Genomic DNA, 17881 nt, shown 5'->3' on the forward strand with positions numbered 1-17881 from the left:
GGAGTGCTTGAGCGGCTGCCGGTCTCTGGCGCCGCTCATTTCGTTCAAAGGAAAGCCCGCGAGCGGGCGGAGAACTGATGCTTTATCGCCGTTTTGAAAAACTGATCGACATTTTCCGTGATGCACCGACGGCGGCTCCGCCGGATCGGGTTCTCCCCTTCTATACCTATTACTTGAAGCAGGTCTGGCCGAGTTTTGCCGCCCTGCTGATCGTCGGCCTGTTTGGCGCACTGATCGAAGTGGCGCTGTTCAGCTACCTGAGCCGCATCATTGACCTCGCCCAAGGCACGCCCGACGTCAACTTCTTCAAGGAACACGGCATCGAACTGGCGTGGATGGCCGTCGTGGCGCTGATCCTGCGCCCGGTGTTCGTGGGTCTGCATGACCTGCTGGTGCATCAGACGTTGAGCCCCAGCATGACCAGCATGATTCGCTGGCAAAACCACAGCTATGTGCTCAAACAGAGCCTTAATTTCTTCCAGAACGACTTCGCCGGGCGCATCGCCCAGCGCATCATGCAGACCGGCAACTCGTTGCGCGATTCCGCCGTACAAGCGGTGGACGCGCTATGGCACGTGCTGATCTATGCGATCAGTTCGCTGGTGCTGTTTGCCGAAGCCGACTGGCGCCTGATGATTCCGCTGCTGAGCTGGATCGCCGCCTACGTCGGTGCGCTGTACTACTTCGTGCCACGCGTGAAGGAGCGCTCGGTGGTGTCCTCGGATGCGCGCTCAAAACTGATGGGGCGCATCGTCGATGGCTACACCAACATCACCACCTTGAAGCTGTTTGCCCACACCAATTTCGAACAGCAATACGCCAAGGAAGCCATTGAGGAACAGACGGTCAAAGCCCAACTGGCCGGTCGCGTGGTCACCAGCATGGACGTGGTCATTACCACCATGAACGGCTTGCTGATTGTCACCACCACGGGCCTGGCCCTGTGGCTGTGGACACAGTCGCTGATCACGGTCGGCGCCATTGCACTGGCCACCGGCCTGGTGATCCGCATCGTCAACATGTCCGGCTGGATCATGTGGGTGGTCACTGGCATTTTCGAAAACATCGGCATGGTCCAGGACGGTTTGCAGAGCATCTCGCAGCCGGTCAGCGTCACCGATCGCGATCAAGCCAAACCGCTGTCTGTCGCCCGTGGCGAAGTGCGCTTCGAGCATGTGAATTTTCACTATGGCAAGAAGAGCGGGATCATTGGCGACCTCAATCTGGACATCAAGCCGGGTGAAAAGATTGGCCTGATCGGTCCGTCCGGTGCCGGTAAATCGACGTTGGTCAACTTGCTGCTGCGCCTGTATGACGTCGAGGGCGGGCAGATTCTGATCGACGGGCAGAACATCGCCGACGTCGGCCAGGAAAGCCTGCGCGAACGGATCGGCATGATCACTCAGGACACTTCGCTGTTGCACCGCTCTATCCGCGACAACTTGCTGTATGGCAAACCCGACGCCACCGACGCGCAACTTTGGGAAGCGGTGCACAAGGCCCGTGCCGATGAGTTCATTCCCTTGCTGACGGACTCCGAAGGCCGCACCGGTTTCGATGCGCATGTGGGTGAACGCGGGGTGAAACTCTCCGGCGGCCAGCGTCAGCGGATTGCGATTGCTCGGGTGCTGCTCAAGGACGCGCCGATCCTGATCATGGACGAAGCCACCTCCGCGCTGGACTCGGAAGTCGAAGCGGCGATCCAGGAAAGCCTGGAAACCTTGATGAAGGGCAAAACCGTGATTGCCATCGCGCACCGGCTTTCGACCATCGCCCGGATGGACCGGCTGGTGGTGCTGGAAAACGGCAAGATCGCCGAAACCGGCAGCCACGCTGAGCTGCTGGCCCATGGCGGATTGTATGCTCGGCTTTGGCAGCACCAGACGGGCGGCTTTGTCGGGATCGACTGATTCCAGCTCACCACCTCCCCCCCTGTGGGAGCGAGCTTGCTCGCGATGACGGCGTAACAGTCAACATGTATGCCGATTGATACTCCGCCATCGCGAGCAAGCTCGCTCCCACAATAATCTTCGACAATCTGAAAAACCGCCACAACCCGCCAACCACGGGCTCTGGCGGTTTTTTTATCGCCACTGGAAATCCGCAAAAATCCTGCTGTACTCAGCCAAGGTTCTGGATCCGAGCCTGTCGTAACTGCAGGAAGCATCACTCAATGATAGGTCCGCCTATCAAGGACGCTCTCATGTCTCTGTTCAAACGTTCAGTCACTGAGTTGTTGGGTACGTTCTGGCTGGTGTTGGGAGGTTGCGGCAGTGCAGTCCTCGCCGCATCTTCTCCGCTTGGGATTGGAGTGCTGGGCGTGGCCATCGCGTTTGGCCTCACCGTGTTGACCATGGCGTTCGCCATTGGCCATATCTCCGGTTGTCACCTGAATCCCGCCGTCTCGGTCGGATTGTGCGTCGGGGGTCGCTTCCCGGCCAATGAGCTGCCCGCCTACATCATCGCCCAGGTCATTGGCGCGATTATCGCTGCCGCTTTGATCTACTACATCGCCAGCGGCAAGGAAGGCTTCGACCTTTCGACCGGACTGGCCTCCAACGGCTACGGCGAACATTCTCCGGGCAAATACTCGATGGCCACCGGCTTTGTCTGTGAACTGGTGATGACCGCAATGTTCGTGCTGATCATCCTCGGCGCCACCGACAACCGCGCCCCCGCCGGGCTGGCACCGATCGCCATCGGTCTGGCCCTGACGCTGATCCACTTGATCTCGATTCCCGTCACCAACACCTCGGTCAACCCGGCACGCAGCACAGGCCCGGCGCTGATCGTCGGCGGCTGGGCCATCGCGCAATTGTGGATGTTCTGGGTGGCGCCGCTGCTGGGCGCGGTGATTGGCGGCGTGACCTATCGCTGGCTGGGCAAGACAGGCACTTGATGCCTCACGGCGAGGATCAGTCTTGTCGATACGGCAAGGCGGTTCTCGCTTCCTCGGCATAGGCCAATACCCCGAGACGTTCCTGCTGCAGGAAGTCTTTGACCGCCGCTTTCAGGCCCGGGTGGCGCAAGTAATGCCAGGAATGGGTGATGACCGGTTCAAAGCCGCGAATCAGCTTGTGCTCGCCTTGGGCGCCCGCATCGAAACGCTGCAAGCCATTGGCGATCGCATAGTCCATGCCCTGATAAAAACAGGTCTCGAAGTGCAGGCGGTCGAATTCCGCCAGGCACCCCCAATAACGCCCGTAAAAGCTGTCGCCGCCCACCAGGCTGAAGGCCATCGCTACCGGCCGTGAGCCTTGCTTGGCCAGGACCACGCGAATGGATTCAGGCATGCGCTCGGCCAGCAGACTGAAAAACTCGCGCGTCAGGTACGGCGCTTGCCGGCGCACCGCGTAGGTATTGGCGTAACAGGCGTAGACGAAATCCCACTGCGCCTGATCCAGCTGCCCACCTTCAAGCCATTCAAACTCAATGCCCTGCCCCGCCACCTGCTCGCGTTCCTTGCGCATCTGCTTGCGCTTGCGAGAACTGAGCGCATCGAGAAAGTCCTGAAAATCCCGATAGCCGCGATTCTGCCAATGGTACTGGCAGCCAATCCGTTGCAGCCAGCCTGGCTGTTCGGCCAATGCGGCGTCGGTGAACGGGTCGGTAAAATTGATGTGAGCGCTGGAAAGTTCTTCGATCTCAAGGTAGCCCGGCAGGCTCTTCAGCAACTCGAAACCGTCTTCGACACTGGCCGCCAGCAAGCGCGGCCCGCTGACCGGGCTGAACGGCACGGCAGTCAACAGCTTGGGGTAATAGTCGATACCGGCACGCTCGCAGGCATCGGCCCAGGCGTGATCGAACACGTACTCGCCGTAGGAATGCCATTTGCGGTAACTGGGCAACGCCGCAATCAGCCGCCCGCCTTCGGTGTGCAGTAAATGCTCGGGCTGCCAGCCGGAATGCGGGCCGAGACTGGCGCTGTCTTCCAGCGCACTGAGGAACGCGTGGCGCAGGAACGGCTGAGCCTGCGGCACCAAGGCATCCCAGGCGCGCGGTGAGACATCGGACAGACTTTCCAGGCGTTGCAACGGCATCAACTTCCTCTCCACTTCTTGGCGCGACAGCCCCGCGAGTATCGCTTATCGCGGCGCAATCCACACTCGCGATTCGCTGACAAAGCCCGGAATAGAAAGTTCACTCGCGCTGTGCATCGTCATCGAGCCGCCATCACTTTGCCACTGGTTTGTCATAAACCATCGCGATACTGGCGCCAGTTTTTATAGCGCCGGGTTCTAACCCTTCCCTGTTTCCGTCCTTCAACGGTCGGTTGTGTCCTGGATGGCTTTGTCATCCCCTTACATCTTCGGAGATTGATATGCGTCTTGCTTCCACGAAAACTGCGGCGGCCCTGTGTGGCGGTCTGCTGCTGGCCATGAGCGTTCCGGCCAGCGCCGCAGTCGACGCCAAACTGCTCGACATGCTCAAGGCGAACGGCTCCATCACGCCTTCTCAGTACACCGAACTGCAAGCCGAGCTGGCCAGGGATCAGAAAGACCAGCAAATCGCCCGTCAGGCTCAACAAGAGACCAACGAGCAAATCGCAGCCACCGCGAAGAAGACCACGGAACTGAGCACCTTCGACCAGAAACTCGCCTGGGCCGCCAAGACCCAATTCAAGGGCGACGTGCGGTTCCGTCAGGAAACCGTGAAAAACGATGGTGTTCCAAACAACAAAGACCAGGATCGCCAGCGCATTCGTGCCCGCCTGGGTGCCTACAGCGAAATCAACCCGCAAGTCGACACCGGCATTCGCATTGCTACCGGCAGCAACGATGACGCCCGTTCCACCAACCAGGACCTGAACAACTACTTCGACAAGAAGTCGATCTGGCTGGACCAGGGTTACGTCGATTACCACCCGGACGCGATCAAGAACCTGCACCTCGTCGGCGGCAAGATGCCGCAACAATGGGTGAGCATGGGCGACATCATCTGGGATAGCGACATCAACCCGGAAGGCCTGGCAGCGACTTACAAATACCCGCTGGGCGGCAGCACCGAGCTGTTCGGTAGCGCCGGTCACTACACCCTCAAGGACAACGTCGACGGCGAAGGCGTGCAGTTCAAACACGACCTGCGTCTGTACGCTGGCCAGTTGGGTGCGCGCTTCGCCATCACCGACAGCATGAAAATGACCTTGGGCGGCAGTATCTATTCGTACGACAACGACGCGAACAGCGCCTGCCCGACCACCGGCACTGTCACCGCGCCATGCGCCCTGGCCGTCAACGGCAACAGCCCGAACGAACGCTTCAAACTGTATGAAGGATTTGGTCAACTCGACTTCAGCAACCTGCCAGTACCGCTCTCGTTGTACGGTCAGTACGTCAACAACAAAGACGCGAGCAACGATCAGGACACTGGTTGGTTGGCCGGCGTCAAGTCCAAGATCTACGGCTTCGCAGTGGACTACAACTACCGCGATGTACAGCGTAACGCGGTGGTCGGCGCTTTCACCGACTCCGACTTCGCCAACGGCTTCACCGGTTCGCGCGGCAGCAAGTTGAAAGTGAGCTACGAGTTGGACAAGAACTTCAATCTGGGCGCGACGTACTTCCTGGCGACGTCTGACCAAACCAACGCCAACATCAACAAGAAAGATTCGGACATCAACACCCTGCAACTGGACGCCGAAGCCAAGTTCTAAGCACGACCGCTACACGCCTCAGGTCATGGACGCTTGAGGCGCTTTTACAGTCTGGCCTGGATGGATCGATCCCCATCATCCGTTCGGTGCATCCACGCCGGCCTGTTCTCTTCCCCCCCGCGACAACATCACCGATCTACGGAATGTCCTTGCGACGCTCCGCAGCCAGACGCTCGGCGAGCGCATCGATATCCGGCACAGCCTTCTGCGGCAAAATACGCAACGTTGCCTGCATCAACCGCATCTGCCGAATGAACCGCCGACAATTGGGGCAGAACATCAGATGATGACGCACCATCAGGCGCTCACGAAAACTCAGTTGGCCATCGAGATAGTCGCTGGAGCGCGCCACTTGTTCCTTGCAGGTCAGCATTCGCCGGTTTCCTCAAAATGTTCTACGGTCGCAAAGACCTTCAACCGTGCCCGATGCAGCAGCACCCGAACATTGGAGAGTGAGATTTCCAGAAGATTACAGATCTCTTCCAGCTCCAACCCCTGACGCTCGCGAAGTAACAGAACACTGCTTTGCAGTTCCGACAAGCTTAGCAACGTGTGCTCCAGGCACTCGCGCAACTCGTTCTCGGTCAACAACGCCTCTGGCGTGTCTTGATGCCAGGCGAACGGGGCGATCAGCCAGTGGCCATCTCCGGGAGAAAAACGATCGTCATCGAGGGTGCCGTGAGGCGACGGAAGGTCATCGAGCAAGACTTCCCGACGATTTTGCTTGTAACGACCCTTGGCCGAGTTTGCGGTGATGGTCAGCAACCAGGTCTTGAGGCTGGAACGCCCCTCGAACCCTTTCAGGCTGCGTACCACCGACAGCCAGGCATCCTGCACCACTTCGTCGGCATGCCGGTTGCCCACAATGGCGTACGCCACTGCGCGCATGGCGCTTTGGTAAGTGCTGACCAACTCTTTGAAAGCCAGTTGCTCACCTGCCAGTAACCGCTCGAGCAGTTGCGCGTCGTCAGCCGCCATTTGCAAATCCCCTTGTCCTGACCTCGAATATGAGCCAGCAGGATCTTGCCGTAGGCAAAGTCCTGCTGTCATGTCCGAAAATTACAATGTCCTGACGGCTTCGAATGTAGGAAAAGTCTTCGAGAGCCAAAGGAAAGTGCGACAACCGCTCACTTAACGCTTGCGCAGAATCACGCTGCCGATCGAGTAGCCGGCACCGAACGAGCTGAGCACGGCCAGCGAACCTGCGGCCAAGTCGTCCTGATTCTTGTGAAACGAAATCACCGAACCGGCCGAGCTGGTGTTGGCGTAGGTGTCCAGAATCACCGGCGCTTCTTCTTCGGTGGCTTCGCGACCCAGCAGTTTCTTGACGATCAGGTGGTTCATGCTCAGGTTGGCCTGGTGCAACCAGAAGCGTTTCACGTCACCGATGTTGAGCTTGTTTTCTTCCAGGTGTGTAGCGATCAGCTCGGCCACCATCGGGCAGACGTCGCGGAACACCTTGCGGCCTTCCTGGACGAACAGTTTGTCTTTGGTGCCGATGCCCTCTTCCGCCGCGCGGTTGAGGAAGCCGAAATTATTGCGGATGTTGTTGGAGAACTTGGTCAGCAGTTTGGTGCTGACCACATCGAACTGATACTTGGACGTCGCCAGATCAGCACGCTCGATGATCACCGCCGTGGCGGCGTCGCCGAAGATGAAGTGGCTGTCGCGGTCGCGGAAGTTCAGGTGACCGGTGCAGACTTCCGGGTTGACCATCAGGATCGCCCGGGCCTGGCCCAGTTGCACGCTGTTGGCGGCCGCTTGAATGCCGAAAGTCGCCGAGGAGCACGCCACGTTCATGTCGAAACCGAAACCCTGGATTCCCAACGCTTCCTGAACTTCGATGGCAATGGCCGGGTATGCCCGTTGCAGGTTGGAACACGCGACGATCACACCGTCGATGTCCGCGGCGGTCTTGCCGGCGCGCTGCAAGGCTTGTTCGGCGGCGCCGATGGCCATCTGGCAGAGCACCGACCATTCGTCGTTGGAACGCTCAGGCAGACGTGGTGCCATGCGTTTCGGGTCGAGGATACCGTCCTTGTCCATGACAAAGCGGCTTTTGATGCCGGACGCTTTTTCGATGAACGCAGCGCTGGACTCAGTCAACGCTTCCACTTCACCACGGGCGATGGCCTCAGCGTTGTCGGCGTTGAACTGCGCGACGTAAGCGTTGAAAGACTGCACCAGCTCTTCGTTGGAAATGCTGTTGGCCGGGGTGTACAGGCCGGTGCCGCTGATGACGACGTTATGCATGGTCGTTTCTCTAATCTGTTCAGGCAGAAAATATTGGCACCGACGTACCAACACACAAAGGGTCTGCTCCCGTCACGGCAAGCACACCTGGCATCGCTTTATTCCGTACCGCCCGAACCTGAAGTGGCTCAAAAACGCGGGACCGGCGTTTATAGGCGCGAAGTTTGCCATAAACCTCGTGGTTTGGCCCTATTTGCTGGATCAAACACATACCAAATGTGGGAGCGAGCTTGCTCGCGATAGCGGAGTGTCAGTCAACATTGATGTTGAAGCTGACGGCCTCATCGCGAGCAAGCTCGCTCCCACAGGGTATTGTGCAAGACTTGGTTCTAGGGTTCGACCTGGGTCCACTGCTTGTTCAGGCGCTTATCGGAGATCGGCACCTTGGTCCCCAATTGCTGGGCGAACAGCGAAACCCGGTATTCCTCCAGCCACCAGCGGTAAAGCTCCAGCTGCGGATCGCGCTTGCCTTCCTGGGCGTGTTTGTTGGCACGGGTCTGGTATTGCGTCCAGAGACCGGACAATTCGCGGCTCCAGACCCGATCCCTTTGTACCTGAGCGCCGATTTTCTCGAAGCGCTGCTCGACCGCTTTCAGATAGCGTGGCAGTTCCTTGAGCCACTGCATCGGGGTTTCCCGGACGAAGCCCGGATACACCAGATGACTGAGCTGCTGCTTGATGTCGTTAAGGGCCACGGCTTGCGCCAGGTCGATCTTGCCCTTGAAGCGTTTTTGCAAACCGTGCCAGAGCTTCAAAATCTCCAGCGTCAGCTTCGCCAGGCGTTCGGCGTGCTCGGTCCAGCCGCCGCGCTTGCGCTCGGCCAACGACGCCAACCCGGCGCCATCGCGAGGCAACGGGTCTTCGCCATCCAGAATACAGTTGTCGAGGCTTGCCAGCAGGATGTCTTCCACCAGCGCATCGATGCGCCCCAGCTCGCGGTACATCAACCCCAGCTCGGTCAACCCCGGCAACTTGCCGCGCAGGAACTTCGCCGGCTCGGCCAGTTGTTGCATGAGCAAACGCTGCAACGCACGGCGATGCTGGAACTCGGCTTCGGCCGGGGTCGAAAAACGCCCTTCCTTGACCGTGCCGCTCTCCTCCACCAGCGCCGGATACACCGTCATCGACAGCCCGGCAATCTTCTGCTGGGTTTTCTCGGCCACGGCGGCAAAGACTTTCGGCTCGACCGGCTGCTGATTCTTCGCGGTTTGCGGCACGGCCAATGCGGCCTGACTGGCTTCGGCAAAGCGTGCAGTCAGTTCCGCCAGGTCTCGTCCTTCGCCGAGAAACTTGCCTTGGCCATCGACGATCTCCAGGTTCATGCGCAAATGGCTGTCGACCTGTTGCGCGGCTTCCGCCCAGGCTTCGTCGCTGACCCGCGCACCGGTCATGCGCAGCAGTTCACGGCCCAAGGCCTGAGGCAATGAACCTTCGGCGAAGGTCATGCGCTGCAAGGCGGCTTTGACGAAGTCCGGCACCGGCACGAAATTCTTGCGCAGGGCTTTCGGCAGGTTACGGACCAAGGCAATGCACTTGGCCTCGATGACGCCCGGCACCAGCCATTCCAGGCGTTCTGGCGGCAGCATCGGCAGCAACGGCGCCGGCACGCGCAGGGTCACGCCGTCGCGCGGGTGGTTAGGCTCAAAGTGGTAACTGAGCGCCAACTCCAGATCGCCGATGTGCAACGTGTCCGGGTAATGCAACGCAGTGACTTCACTGGCCTCGCGGGCCAGCACGTCTTCTTCGCGCATGATCAGCAGTTGCGGGTCTTTCTGACTGTTGACCCGGTACCAGCTGTCGAAGGTGGCGGTCTGGTGAATCTCCGCCGGCAGTCGCGCATCGTAGAAGGCGAACAGGGTTTCCTCATCAGCCAGAATGTCGCGACGGCGAGCCTTGGCTTCCAGTTCGTCGAGCTGTTCGAGCAACTGCGCATTGGCAGTCAGGCACTTGGCCTTGGATTGAATCTCGCCGCGCACCAGGCCTTCGCGAATGAAAAACTCACGGGAAACGACCGGGTCGATCGGCCCGTAATGCACCGGGCGGCGACCGACGATGATCAGCCCGAACAAAGTGATCTGTTCAAACGCTACCACTTGGCCGCGCTTCTTTTCCCAATGCGGTTCGAAATGGTTTTTCTTGATCAGGTGCCCAGCCAGCGGCTCGATCCAGTCGGCGTCGATCTTGGCGACCATCCGTGCGTAAAGCTTGGTGGTTTCCACCAGTTCGGCGGTCATCAGCCATTGCGGGCGTTTTTTGCCCAGCCCCGAGGACGGGTGAATCCAGAACCGCCGCTGACGGGCGCCAAGGTAATCGCCTTCATCGGTTTTCTGGCCGATCTGGCTGAGCAGGCCCGACAGCACGGCTTTGTGCAGTTTCGGGTAATCCGCCGGCTCCTTGTTGATGCTCAGCTGCATGTCACGGCAGATCAGGCTCAACTGACGGTGAGAATCACGCCATTCGCGCAGACGCAGGTAATTCAGGAAATTCTTGCGACACCAGTTACGCAACGGGCTGGCCGTCAGTTCCAGGCGTTGTTCTTCAAAACCGCGCCACAGATTGACCAGTCCGGCGAAGTCCGAGTCCACGTCTTTCCACTGCGCGTGGGCCTGATCCGCCGCTTGCTGGCGTTCCGGCGGACGTTCGCGCGGGTCTTGAATCGACATGGCGCTGGCGACGATCAGCACTTCCTGCAAGCTGCCCAGTTTCGCCGCTTCCAGCAGCATGCGGCCCATGCGCGGGTCCACCGGCAGCCGCGCCAATTGGCGGCCAAGCGGTGTCAGCTGACTGTTGCGGTCGACTGCAGAGAGTTCTTGCAGCAGGTTGAAACCGTCGCTGATGGCTTTGCCATCCGGCGGCTCGATAAACGGGAAATCGGTGATCTCGCCGAGGCGCAGATGCAGCATCTGCAAAATCACCGCCGCGAGGTTGGTACGGAGGATTTCCGGGTCGGTAAATTCCGGGCGGCCGAGGAAGTCTTCTTCGGCGTACAGGCGGATACAGATACCTGGCTCGACCCGTCCGCAACGGCCTTTGCGCTGGTTGGCGCTGGCCTGGGAAATCGCTTCGATGGGCAGGCGCTGGACTTTGGCGCGGTAGCTGTAACGGCTGATGCGCGCGGTGCCGCTGTCGATCACGTAACGGATGCCCGGCACGGTCAGCGAGGTTTCCGCGACGTTGGTCGCTAACACCACGCGACGGCCCGGGTGCGACTGGAATATCCGCTGCTGCTCGGCCGGCGACAACCGCGCGTACAACGGCAGAATCTCGGTGTGCTTGAGCTGCGCCTTGCGCAGCATGTCCGCCGCGTCGCGAATCTCGCGCTCGCCGGGCAGGAACACCAGCACATCGCCAGGGCTCTTGCGCTCGCTACGTTCGAACGCGGCGATTTCGTCGAGGGTGGCGAGGATCGCCTGATCGACGGTCAAGTCATCCTCGACCCGATTGCCCTCTTCGTCCTGCTCCAGCGTCAGCGGGCGGTACCACGTTTCCACCGGGAAGGTGCGGCCCGAGACTTCGACGATGGGTGCATCATCGAAATGCTTGGAGAAGCGCTCAAGATCGATGGTCGCCGAAGTGATGATGACTTTCAGGTCGGGACGACGGGGCAGCAGGGTTTTCAGGTAACCGAGCAAAAAGTCGATGTTCAGGCTGCGTTCGTGGGCTTCGTCGACGATGATCGTGTCGTAGCGTTCGAGGTAGCGGTCGTTCTGGGTTTCCGCCAGCAGGATGCCGTCGGTCATCAGTTTGATCAGGGTGTTGGAATCGCTCTGGTCCTCGAACCGCACCTGATAACCGACCAGCGCGCCCAACGGTGTCGCCAATTCCTCGGCAACGCGGCTGGCCACGCTGCGCGCCGCGATTCGGCGCGGCTGGGTATGGCCGATCAGGCCGTGCTGGCCGCGGCCGATTTCCAGGCAGATCTTCGGCAACTGGGTGGTTTTGCCCGAGCCGGTCTCGCCGGCGATGATCAGCACCTGGTGCTTGAGCAACGCCTCCTTGATTTCATCGCGCTTGGCGGCAATCGGCAAACTGTCGTCGTAACGAATCACCGGCAGGCTGGCACGCCGCGCCAACACCTGATCACAGGACGCCTGCGTGCGCGTCACCCACTGGGCCAGCTTGGCCTCGTCGGGTTTCTTGCGCAGCTCAAGCAACTGCCGCCGCAGCCGGTGGCGGTCGGCAAGCATGGCGTGATCGAGGTTTTTCAGCAGTTTGTCGATGGAGGGCGATTCGTCGGTCATCAGGTACGCAATTCAGTCGTCTAGTGGCGCAGGGGGGCGATTGTCGCAGATTTGCGCCGCCATGTGATCGTTCCCACGCTCTGCGTGGGAATGCCTCAATGGACGCTCTGCGTCCGCTCTTGGGACGCGGAGCGTCCCGGGCTGCATTCCCACGCGGAGCGTGGGAACGATCGGTGCGTTATTCGTTATCGAAGCCTTTACGCCGATACGGGAACACATCAATGATCTTCCCTGCCCGAATCGCCTCTTGCAGGCTCTTCCAGTAATCGGCGTTGTACAACTCGCCATGCAACTGATCGAACAACTTGCGCTGCCCGGAATCGGCAAACAAAAACGGTGGAAACTCTTCGGGGAACACGTCCAGCGGACCGATTGAGTACCACGGTTCGGACGCCATTTCGTCTTCCGGTGTGCGCGGCTCCGGGATGTGGCGGAAATTGGCTTCGGTCAGGAAACAGATCTCGTCGTAGTCATAAAACACCACGCGCCCGTGACGGGTCACGCCAAAGTTCTTCAGCAACATGTCGCCCGGAAAAATGTTCGCCGCCGCCAGTTGCTTGATCGCCAGGCCGTAATCTTCCAGGGCTTCGCGAACCTGTGCGTCGTTGGCGTTTTCCAGATACAGGTTCAACGGCGTCATCCGCCGCTCGGTCCAGCAGTGACGGATCAGCACCGTATCGCCTTCGACCGACACGGTGGACGCCGCTACCTCAAGCAGTTCTTCCAGGCACGCCGGATCGAATTTGCTCAACGGGAAACGGAAGTCGGCGAACTCCTGGGTGTCGGCCATGCGCCCGACCCGGTCGACGCTTTTCACCAGTCGGTATTTTTCGATCACCGTCGCGCGGTCAACGTTTTTCGACGGTGAGAAACGGTCCTTGATGATTTTGAAAACGGTGTTGAAACCCGGCAGGGTAAACACGCTCATTACCATCCCGCGCACACCCGGCGCCATGATGAACTGGTCATCGGTGCTGGCCAGGTGATTGATCAGCGCCCGGTAGAACTCGGACTTGCCGTGTTTGTAGAAGCCAATCGACGTATACAGCTCGGCGATGTGCTTGCCCGGCAGGATGCGCTTGAGAAAACCGATGAACTCCGCCGGCACCGGCACATCCACCATGAAATACGAGCGGGTGAACGAGAAGATGATCGACACGTCCGCTTCATCGGTGATCAGCGCGTCGATCTGAATTCCACGACCTTCGCGGTGCAGCAGCGGAATCACCAGCGGCCACTGTTCATCCTGGGTGTAGATGCGCCCCACCAGGTACGCGCCCTTGTTGCGGTAAAGCACCGAGGAAAACAGCTCGACGCACAATTGCGGGTCCTTGCAGACCCAATCGGGCAGGTTTTCGCGCAGCTGTGCTTCGAGGCGACGCAGGTCGCCGGCAAGGTCAGCGTAATCTTCGCTGAACCGGTAGTCGGCAAAAATGCTCGCGAGCATGCCGGACAACTGCCCCTCGGGCTTGTAGGTCCGGGTTTGCGCGGCGCGAGCCCGACGCAGGCTCGGCCGGGTGGTGTGGATGAACATGCAGCCGTCGCTGATCAGGTCATGGCTGAACAGCCCGCAGAAAATCGAGTTGTACCAGGTTTCGGACAGTTCATCGTCAAAACGCAGGTCGATCAGGGTGATGTAGGCGTTCTTGACCAACGGCCAGCAGCTGACGTCCAGCGTGTCGGCGTCAAAAGCGATGTGCAGGCGTTCTACCGTTTCGCCGACCTTCTCTTCGTACAGATTGATCCGCGCGGCCGAGGCGACCTGCGCCTCTTGCCACTTGGCCTGCTCGAAGCGGGCCCGGGCGCCGTCGGTGATCTGCCGGAAATGCTCGCGGTAATCGTCAAAGCCATCGAGGATCATTCGGGCGATGTCGGCGGCTGGCCATTGCTGCGGCATGGTGAGACCTCTGCGGGAATTCGGAAGCCCTGAGCTTAGCCAGTGAACCGGGTGCAGGAGAAGCGTAATTTTCGGGCAGAGTTATTTGCTCGTTTTCCGGTTGCCATCGATCAGGCGCTCGGCAACACTCTCGTCCCCACCCAGCAAGGAGCACACCGTGAACCCCGTCGATATTTTCCGTTTACTGTCACTGGCGGCGATTTGGGGTGCGAGCTTTCTGTTCATGCGCATCATCGCCCCGGTGATTGGCTCGATCCCCACGGCTTTTTTCCGTGTGTCGATTGCCGCCGTCGGCTTGCTGGTGATTCTGGGGTTGATGCGCATCAGCTGGGATTTCAAAGGCAAACTCAAGACAGTGATGCTCCTGGGCGTGATCAACTCCGGCATTCCGGCGACGCTCTATTCGGTGGCAGCCCAAGTATTGCCGGCCGGGTACTCGGCCATTTTCAACGCCACGACGCCGCTGATGGGCGTGCTGATCGGCGGTCTGTTCTTCCATGAAAAACTCACGGCCGCCAAGCTGGGCGGGGTGCTGCTCGGCCTGATGGGTGTCGGCATCCTGACCCGTGCCGGTCCCGTGGCGTTCGACATGCAATTGCTGATGGGCGCCCTCGCCTGCCTGCTCGCCACCACGTGTTACGGCTTCGCCGGCTTCCTGGCTCGCCGTTGGCTCGATCACGCGGGCGGTCTGGACAGCCGCCTGTCGGCGGTGGGCAGCATGATGGGGGCCACGTTGTTTTTGCTGCCGCTGTTCGGTTACAGCGTGATCAGCCAGCCACCGGCGAGCTGGGGTGGCTGGAATGTCTGGCTGTCATTGCTGGGATTGGGCCTGGTGTGCACGGCCTTGGCATACATTGTTTACTTCCGTCTGCTCAGCTCGGTCGGGCCGGTGAAGTCGATGACCACGACCTTCCTGATCCCGCCGTTCGGGGTGCTGTGGGGGGCGTTGTTGCTCGATGAACCGCTGTCGATGGCGCATCTGTATGGCGGGGTGTTGATTGCGGCGGCGTTGTGGCTGGTGTTGAAGCCTTCGGTGGTGAAGGCTTCGGTGATTTCTGCCAAATAGTTTGTGGTGTAGCTGATGCCGCTATCGCGAGCAGGCTCACTCCCACAGTGATTGGTGTCGTACACAGATTCTGCGATCAATACCAAACCCCGTGGGAACGAGCCTGCTCGCGATGGCGGTAGGTCAGGCGCTACAAAGCCGACTGACTCACCTCCCCATCCACCAACCGCCGAATGCCCAGCGGGTTGGCGTTTTGCAGTGCCTCGGGCAGCAGTGCATCCGGGTAGTTCTGGAAGCACACCGGCCGCAGGAAACGATCGATGGCCAGCGTTCCCACCGACGTGCCCCGTGAATCGGACGTCGCCGGATACGGCCCGCCGTGCACCATCGCCTCACACACCTCGACCCCGGTCGGATAACCATTGAGCAGAATCCGCCCGACCTTTTCCTGAAGCGACTCCGCCAGCCAACGGTACTCCAACAGTTCGTCCGCCTCGCCGATCAATGTCGCCGTCAGTTGCCCGCGCAAACCCTGCAATGCCGCCGCCAGCTGCGCCCGGTCCTCGACCTCGACAATGATGGTGGTCGGCCCGAAAACCTCTTCCTGCAGCAGTTCATCGCCCTTGAGCAACAGGCTGACGTCGGCCTTGAACACTTGCGGCTGTGCCTGATTGCCCTGTTGTGGCTTGCCCGCCAGGTGCGTGAGTCCCGGGTGTTCGTGGAGTTCAGCAAGGCCCCGGCTGTAGCTGACCAGCGCGCCGGCATTGAGCATGGTTTGCGCCGGTTGCTGGTTCATGTTGGCGCAAAACGTTTCCAGGAACTGACTGAACTGCGATGAACGCAGGCCGATCACCAAGCCTGGGTTAGTGCAGAACTGACCGCAGCCCAACGTCACCGAACCGGCCAGTTGTACAGCGATCTGCTCACCTCGCACGGCGAGCGCTTCGGGCAACAGGAACACCGGGTTGATGCTCGACATTTCGGCGAATACCGGGATCGGTTGCGGTCGGGTGGCGGCCATGTGGCTCAGCGCATTGCCGCCCTTGAGTGAGCCGGTGAAGCCGACAGCCTGAATCGCCGGGTGCTTGACCAGCCATTCGCCGACGCCCCCGCCAAAGATCATGTTGAAAACACCGGCGGGCATTTCGGTTTTTTCCGCCGCGCGAATGATCGCATCCGCGACCCACTCGGCCGTTGCCATGTGCCCGCTGTGTGCCTTGAAAACCACCGGGCAACCCGCGGCCAGGGCCGAGGCGGTATCGCCACCGGCGGTGGAAAACGCCAAGGGAAAGTTGCTGGCGCCGAACACCGCGACAGGCCCTAAAGCGATGCGGTATTGACGCAGGTCCGGACGCGGCAATGGTTGGCGATCCGGCAACGCCCGATCGATGCGCGCCCCATAGAAATCACCGCGACGCAGGACCTTGGCGAACAAGCGCATCTGGCCGCTGGTGCGACCGCGCTCGCCTTGAATACGCCCGGCCGGCAATGCGGTTTCGCGGCACACGGTGGCGACGAAATCATCGCCCAGCGCATCGATTTCATCGGCGATGGCATCGAGGAATTGCGCACGTTTTTCCGCGCTCAGGCTGCGATAGATCGGGTACGCAGCTGCTGCAGCGCTCGCAGCCGCGTCGACTTCGGCTTCGGATGCCTGGAAAAAGCTGCCGGGCAGCGCCTCGCCGGTGGTCGCGTCGAGGCTTTGCAGCTGCACGGTGCCTTCTGCACTGCGGCGACCGCCGATATAGTTGTGTCCAAATAGCGTGGTCATGAGGGGTTCCTTGACCGGCAGACAGCGCCGGCAATTAAAGACTTAAAGCGCGCGGACCTGGCCGATGGCCAACGGCTGGGCGCTTTCGCCAATCCCGTTTTCCAGGGGCGCGCCGAACTCATCGAGGCAGATCTGGAAGCGGTCACCCGGCTGGGTTTTCACCCCGTCGGCAAACGACAGCGTGGCAGTGCCGAAGTAATGCACGTGAACATCGCCGGGGCGCAAAAACTGAGCGTATTTGAAGTGGTGGAATTCGAGGTTGGCGAGGCTGTGGCACATGTTGTCCTCGCCGCTGAGAAACTCTTTTTCCCAGAGCGTTTCGCCATTGCGAATGATACGACTGGTGCCGGCCAGATGCTTGGGCAACTCACCCACGCGCACCTCTGGACCGTAGGCACAGAAGCGCAGTTTCGAATGGGCGAGGTACAGGTAATTGCGCCGTTCCATCACATGGTCGGAAAACTCGTTGCCCAGGGCGTAACCGACGCGGTACGGCTGGCCGTCGTCGCCGATCACATAGAGGCCAGTCAGCTCCGGCTCTTCGCCGGCATCTTCGGCAAATGGCGGTACCGGGAAGTCTGCGCCGGGGCGTACGACGATGCTGCCGTCGCCCTTGTAGAACCACTCCGGCTGAGCACCGACCTGGCCAGCCGCCGGTTTTCCGCCCTCCAGCCCCCATTTGAAAATGCGCATGGTGTCGGTCATGCCGGCTTCGACCGCGCCATCGTGCTGGTGCATTTTGTCCCGGGCCGAGGCGCTGCCCAAATGGGTCAGGCCGGTGCCGCTGATCAGGCAATGGGCCGGATCTTCGTGGTCCAGTGGCGGCAGGACGCGACCCTGCTGCAACAGTTGCGCGTAATCCGGGCCTGGCGCAGTGCCGCACCGGGCGACTTCTTCTTGCAGGCTGCGTTGAGCGCGGATGGCCTCGAGTGCCAGTTCACGGGTGCTACGAATGCCTTTGAGCACCTGGATCTGTGCGCCCTCGACGAGGCCCACCTGGCGTTCACCGGCAGTGTTTTCAAATTGAATCAGGCGCATGACGGCCTCCAGAAAGTCGTGA

At 60.3% G+C, this 17881-nt stretch carries 12 protein-coding genes; 4 read left to right on the forward strand and 8 right to left on the reverse strand.

The features are described 5' to 3' along the window. Positions 1–77 precede the first annotated feature (77 nt). Positions 78–1910, forward strand: a complete 1833-nt coding sequence (locus QRN31_RS30570) for an ABC transporter ATP-binding protein (RefSeq protein ID WP_285436588.1) — start codon at positions 78–80, stop codon at positions 1908–1910. Positions 1911–2203: 293 nt separating this feature from the next. Further along, a complete protein-coding gene (gene aqpZ / locus QRN31_RS30575; RefSeq protein ID WP_285436590.1) occupies positions 2204–2899 on the forward strand; it encodes an aquaporin Z in 696 nt (231 codons plus the stop codon). Positions 2900–2915: 16 nt separating this feature from the next. Here the strand turns inward: aqpZ and QRN31_RS30580 are convergent, their stop codons facing one another. After that, a complete protein-coding gene (locus QRN31_RS30580; protein WP_090181356.1) occupies positions 2916–4040 on the reverse strand; it encodes a GNAT family N-acetyltransferase in 1125 nt (374 codons plus the stop codon). A gap of 281 nt (positions 4041–4321) precedes the next feature. Between QRN31_RS30580 and QRN31_RS30585 the strand changes: the two genes are divergently transcribed. Next, positions 4322–5653, forward strand: coding sequence for a putative porin (locus tag QRN31_RS30585; protein WP_285436593.1), 1332 nt, complete (start codon positions 4322–4324; stop codon positions 5651–5653). Between the two features lie 136 nt (positions 5654–5789). Here the strand turns inward: QRN31_RS30585 and QRN31_RS30590 are convergent, their stop codons facing one another. The 5 genes from QRN31_RS30590 to aceK form a co-directional block, all read right to left on the reverse strand. Continuing rightward, a complete protein-coding gene (locus QRN31_RS30590; RefSeq protein ID WP_090181353.1) occupies positions 5790–6026 on the reverse strand; it encodes an anti-sigma factor family protein in 237 nt (78 codons plus the stop codon). Beyond that, positions 6020–6631 carry an RNA polymerase sigma factor gene (locus tag QRN31_RS30595; protein ID WP_222590223.1) on the reverse strand — a complete coding sequence of 204 codons (612 nt, stop codon included), beginning with the start codon at positions 6629–6631 and terminating at the stop codon, positions 6020–6022. The genes QRN31_RS30590 and QRN31_RS30595 overlap by 7 nt, the downstream gene beginning before the upstream one ends. A 153-nt stretch (positions 6632–6784) precedes the next feature. Further along, complete coding sequence (locus tag QRN31_RS30600) at positions 6785–7906, reverse strand: beta-ketoacyl-ACP synthase III (protein ID WP_090181350.1); 1122 nt, start codon at positions 7904–7906, stop codon at positions 6785–6787. A gap of 329 nt (positions 7907–8235) precedes the next feature. Further along, a complete protein-coding gene (hrpA, locus tag QRN31_RS30605) occupies positions 8236–12147 on the reverse strand; it encodes an ATP-dependent RNA helicase HrpA (protein ID WP_285436595.1) in 3912 nt (1303 codons plus the stop codon). A gap of 178 nt (positions 12148–12325) precedes the next feature. After that, entirely contained in the window at positions 12326–14044 is a 1719-nt protein-coding gene (gene aceK, locus QRN31_RS30610; protein WP_285436597.1) for a bifunctional isocitrate dehydrogenase kinase/phosphatase, read from the reverse strand. Positions 14045–14201: 157 nt separating this feature from the next. Between aceK and QRN31_RS30615 the strand changes: the two genes are divergently transcribed. Continuing rightward, on the forward strand, positions 14202–15110 hold the full coding sequence (locus tag QRN31_RS30615; RefSeq protein ID WP_285436598.1) for a DMT family transporter: 909 nt from the start codon (positions 14202–14204) through the stop codon (positions 15108–15110). Between the two features lie 130 nt (positions 15111–15240). Here the strand turns inward: QRN31_RS30615 and QRN31_RS30620 are convergent, their stop codons facing one another. Continuing rightward, positions 15241–16821: an aldehyde dehydrogenase (NADP(+)) gene (locus QRN31_RS30620; RefSeq protein ID WP_285436600.1), complete on the reverse strand. Its 1581-nt coding sequence runs from the start codon at positions 16819–16821 to the stop codon at positions 15241–15243. A 42-nt stretch (positions 16822–16863) separates the two neighbouring features. After that, positions 16864–17859, reverse strand: a complete 996-nt coding sequence (gene araD1, locus QRN31_RS30625) for an AraD1 family protein (protein ID WP_285436601.1) — start codon at positions 17857–17859, stop codon at positions 16864–16866. Positions 17860–17881: the final 22 nt, after the last annotated feature.

It is taken from the genome of Pseudomonas sp. fls2-241-R2A-110 (assembly GCF_030209165.1).
GTDB lineage: Bacteria > Pseudomonadota > Gammaproteobacteria > Pseudomonadales > Pseudomonadaceae > Aquipseudomonas.

Coding starts and splice junctions, on each gene's coding strand:
- QRN31_RS30570 (WP_285436588.1), top strand. CDS start 78: ATGCTTTATCGCCGTTTTGAAAAACTGATCGACATTTTCCGTGATGCA.
- aqpZ (WP_285436590.1), top strand. CDS start 2,204: ATGTCTCTGTTCAAACGTTCAGTCACTGAGTTGTTGGGTACGTTCTGG.
- QRN31_RS30580 (WP_090181356.1), bottom strand. CDS start 4,040: ATGCCGTTGCAACGCCTGGAAAGTCTGTCCGATGTCTCACCGCGCGCC.
- QRN31_RS30585 (WP_285436593.1), top strand. CDS start 4,322: ATGCGTCTTGCTTCCACGAAAACTGCGGCGGCCCTGTGTGGCGGTCTG.
- QRN31_RS30590 (WP_090181353.1), bottom strand. CDS start 6,026: ATGCTGACCTGCAAGGAACAAGTGGCGCGCTCCAGCGACTATCTCGAT.
- QRN31_RS30595 (WP_222590223.1), bottom strand. CDS start 6,631: ATGGCGGCTGACGACGCGCAACTGCTCGAGCGGTTACTGGCAGGTGAG.
- QRN31_RS30600 (WP_090181350.1), bottom strand. CDS start 7,906: ATGCATAACGTCGTCATCAGCGGCACCGGCCTGTACACCCCGGCCAAC.
- hrpA (WP_285436595.1), bottom strand. CDS start 12,147: ATGACCGACGAATCGCCCTCCATCGACAAACTGCTGAAAAACCTCGAT.
- aceK (WP_285436597.1), bottom strand. CDS start 14,044: ATGCCGCAGCAATGGCCAGCCGCCGACATCGCCCGAATGATCCTCGAT.
- QRN31_RS30620 (WP_285436600.1), bottom strand. CDS start 16,821: ATGACCACGCTATTTGGACACAACTATATCGGCGGTCGCCGCAGTGCA.
- araD1 (WP_285436601.1), bottom strand. CDS start 17,859: ATGCGCCTGATTCAATTTGAAAACACTGCCGGTGAACGCCAGGTGGGC.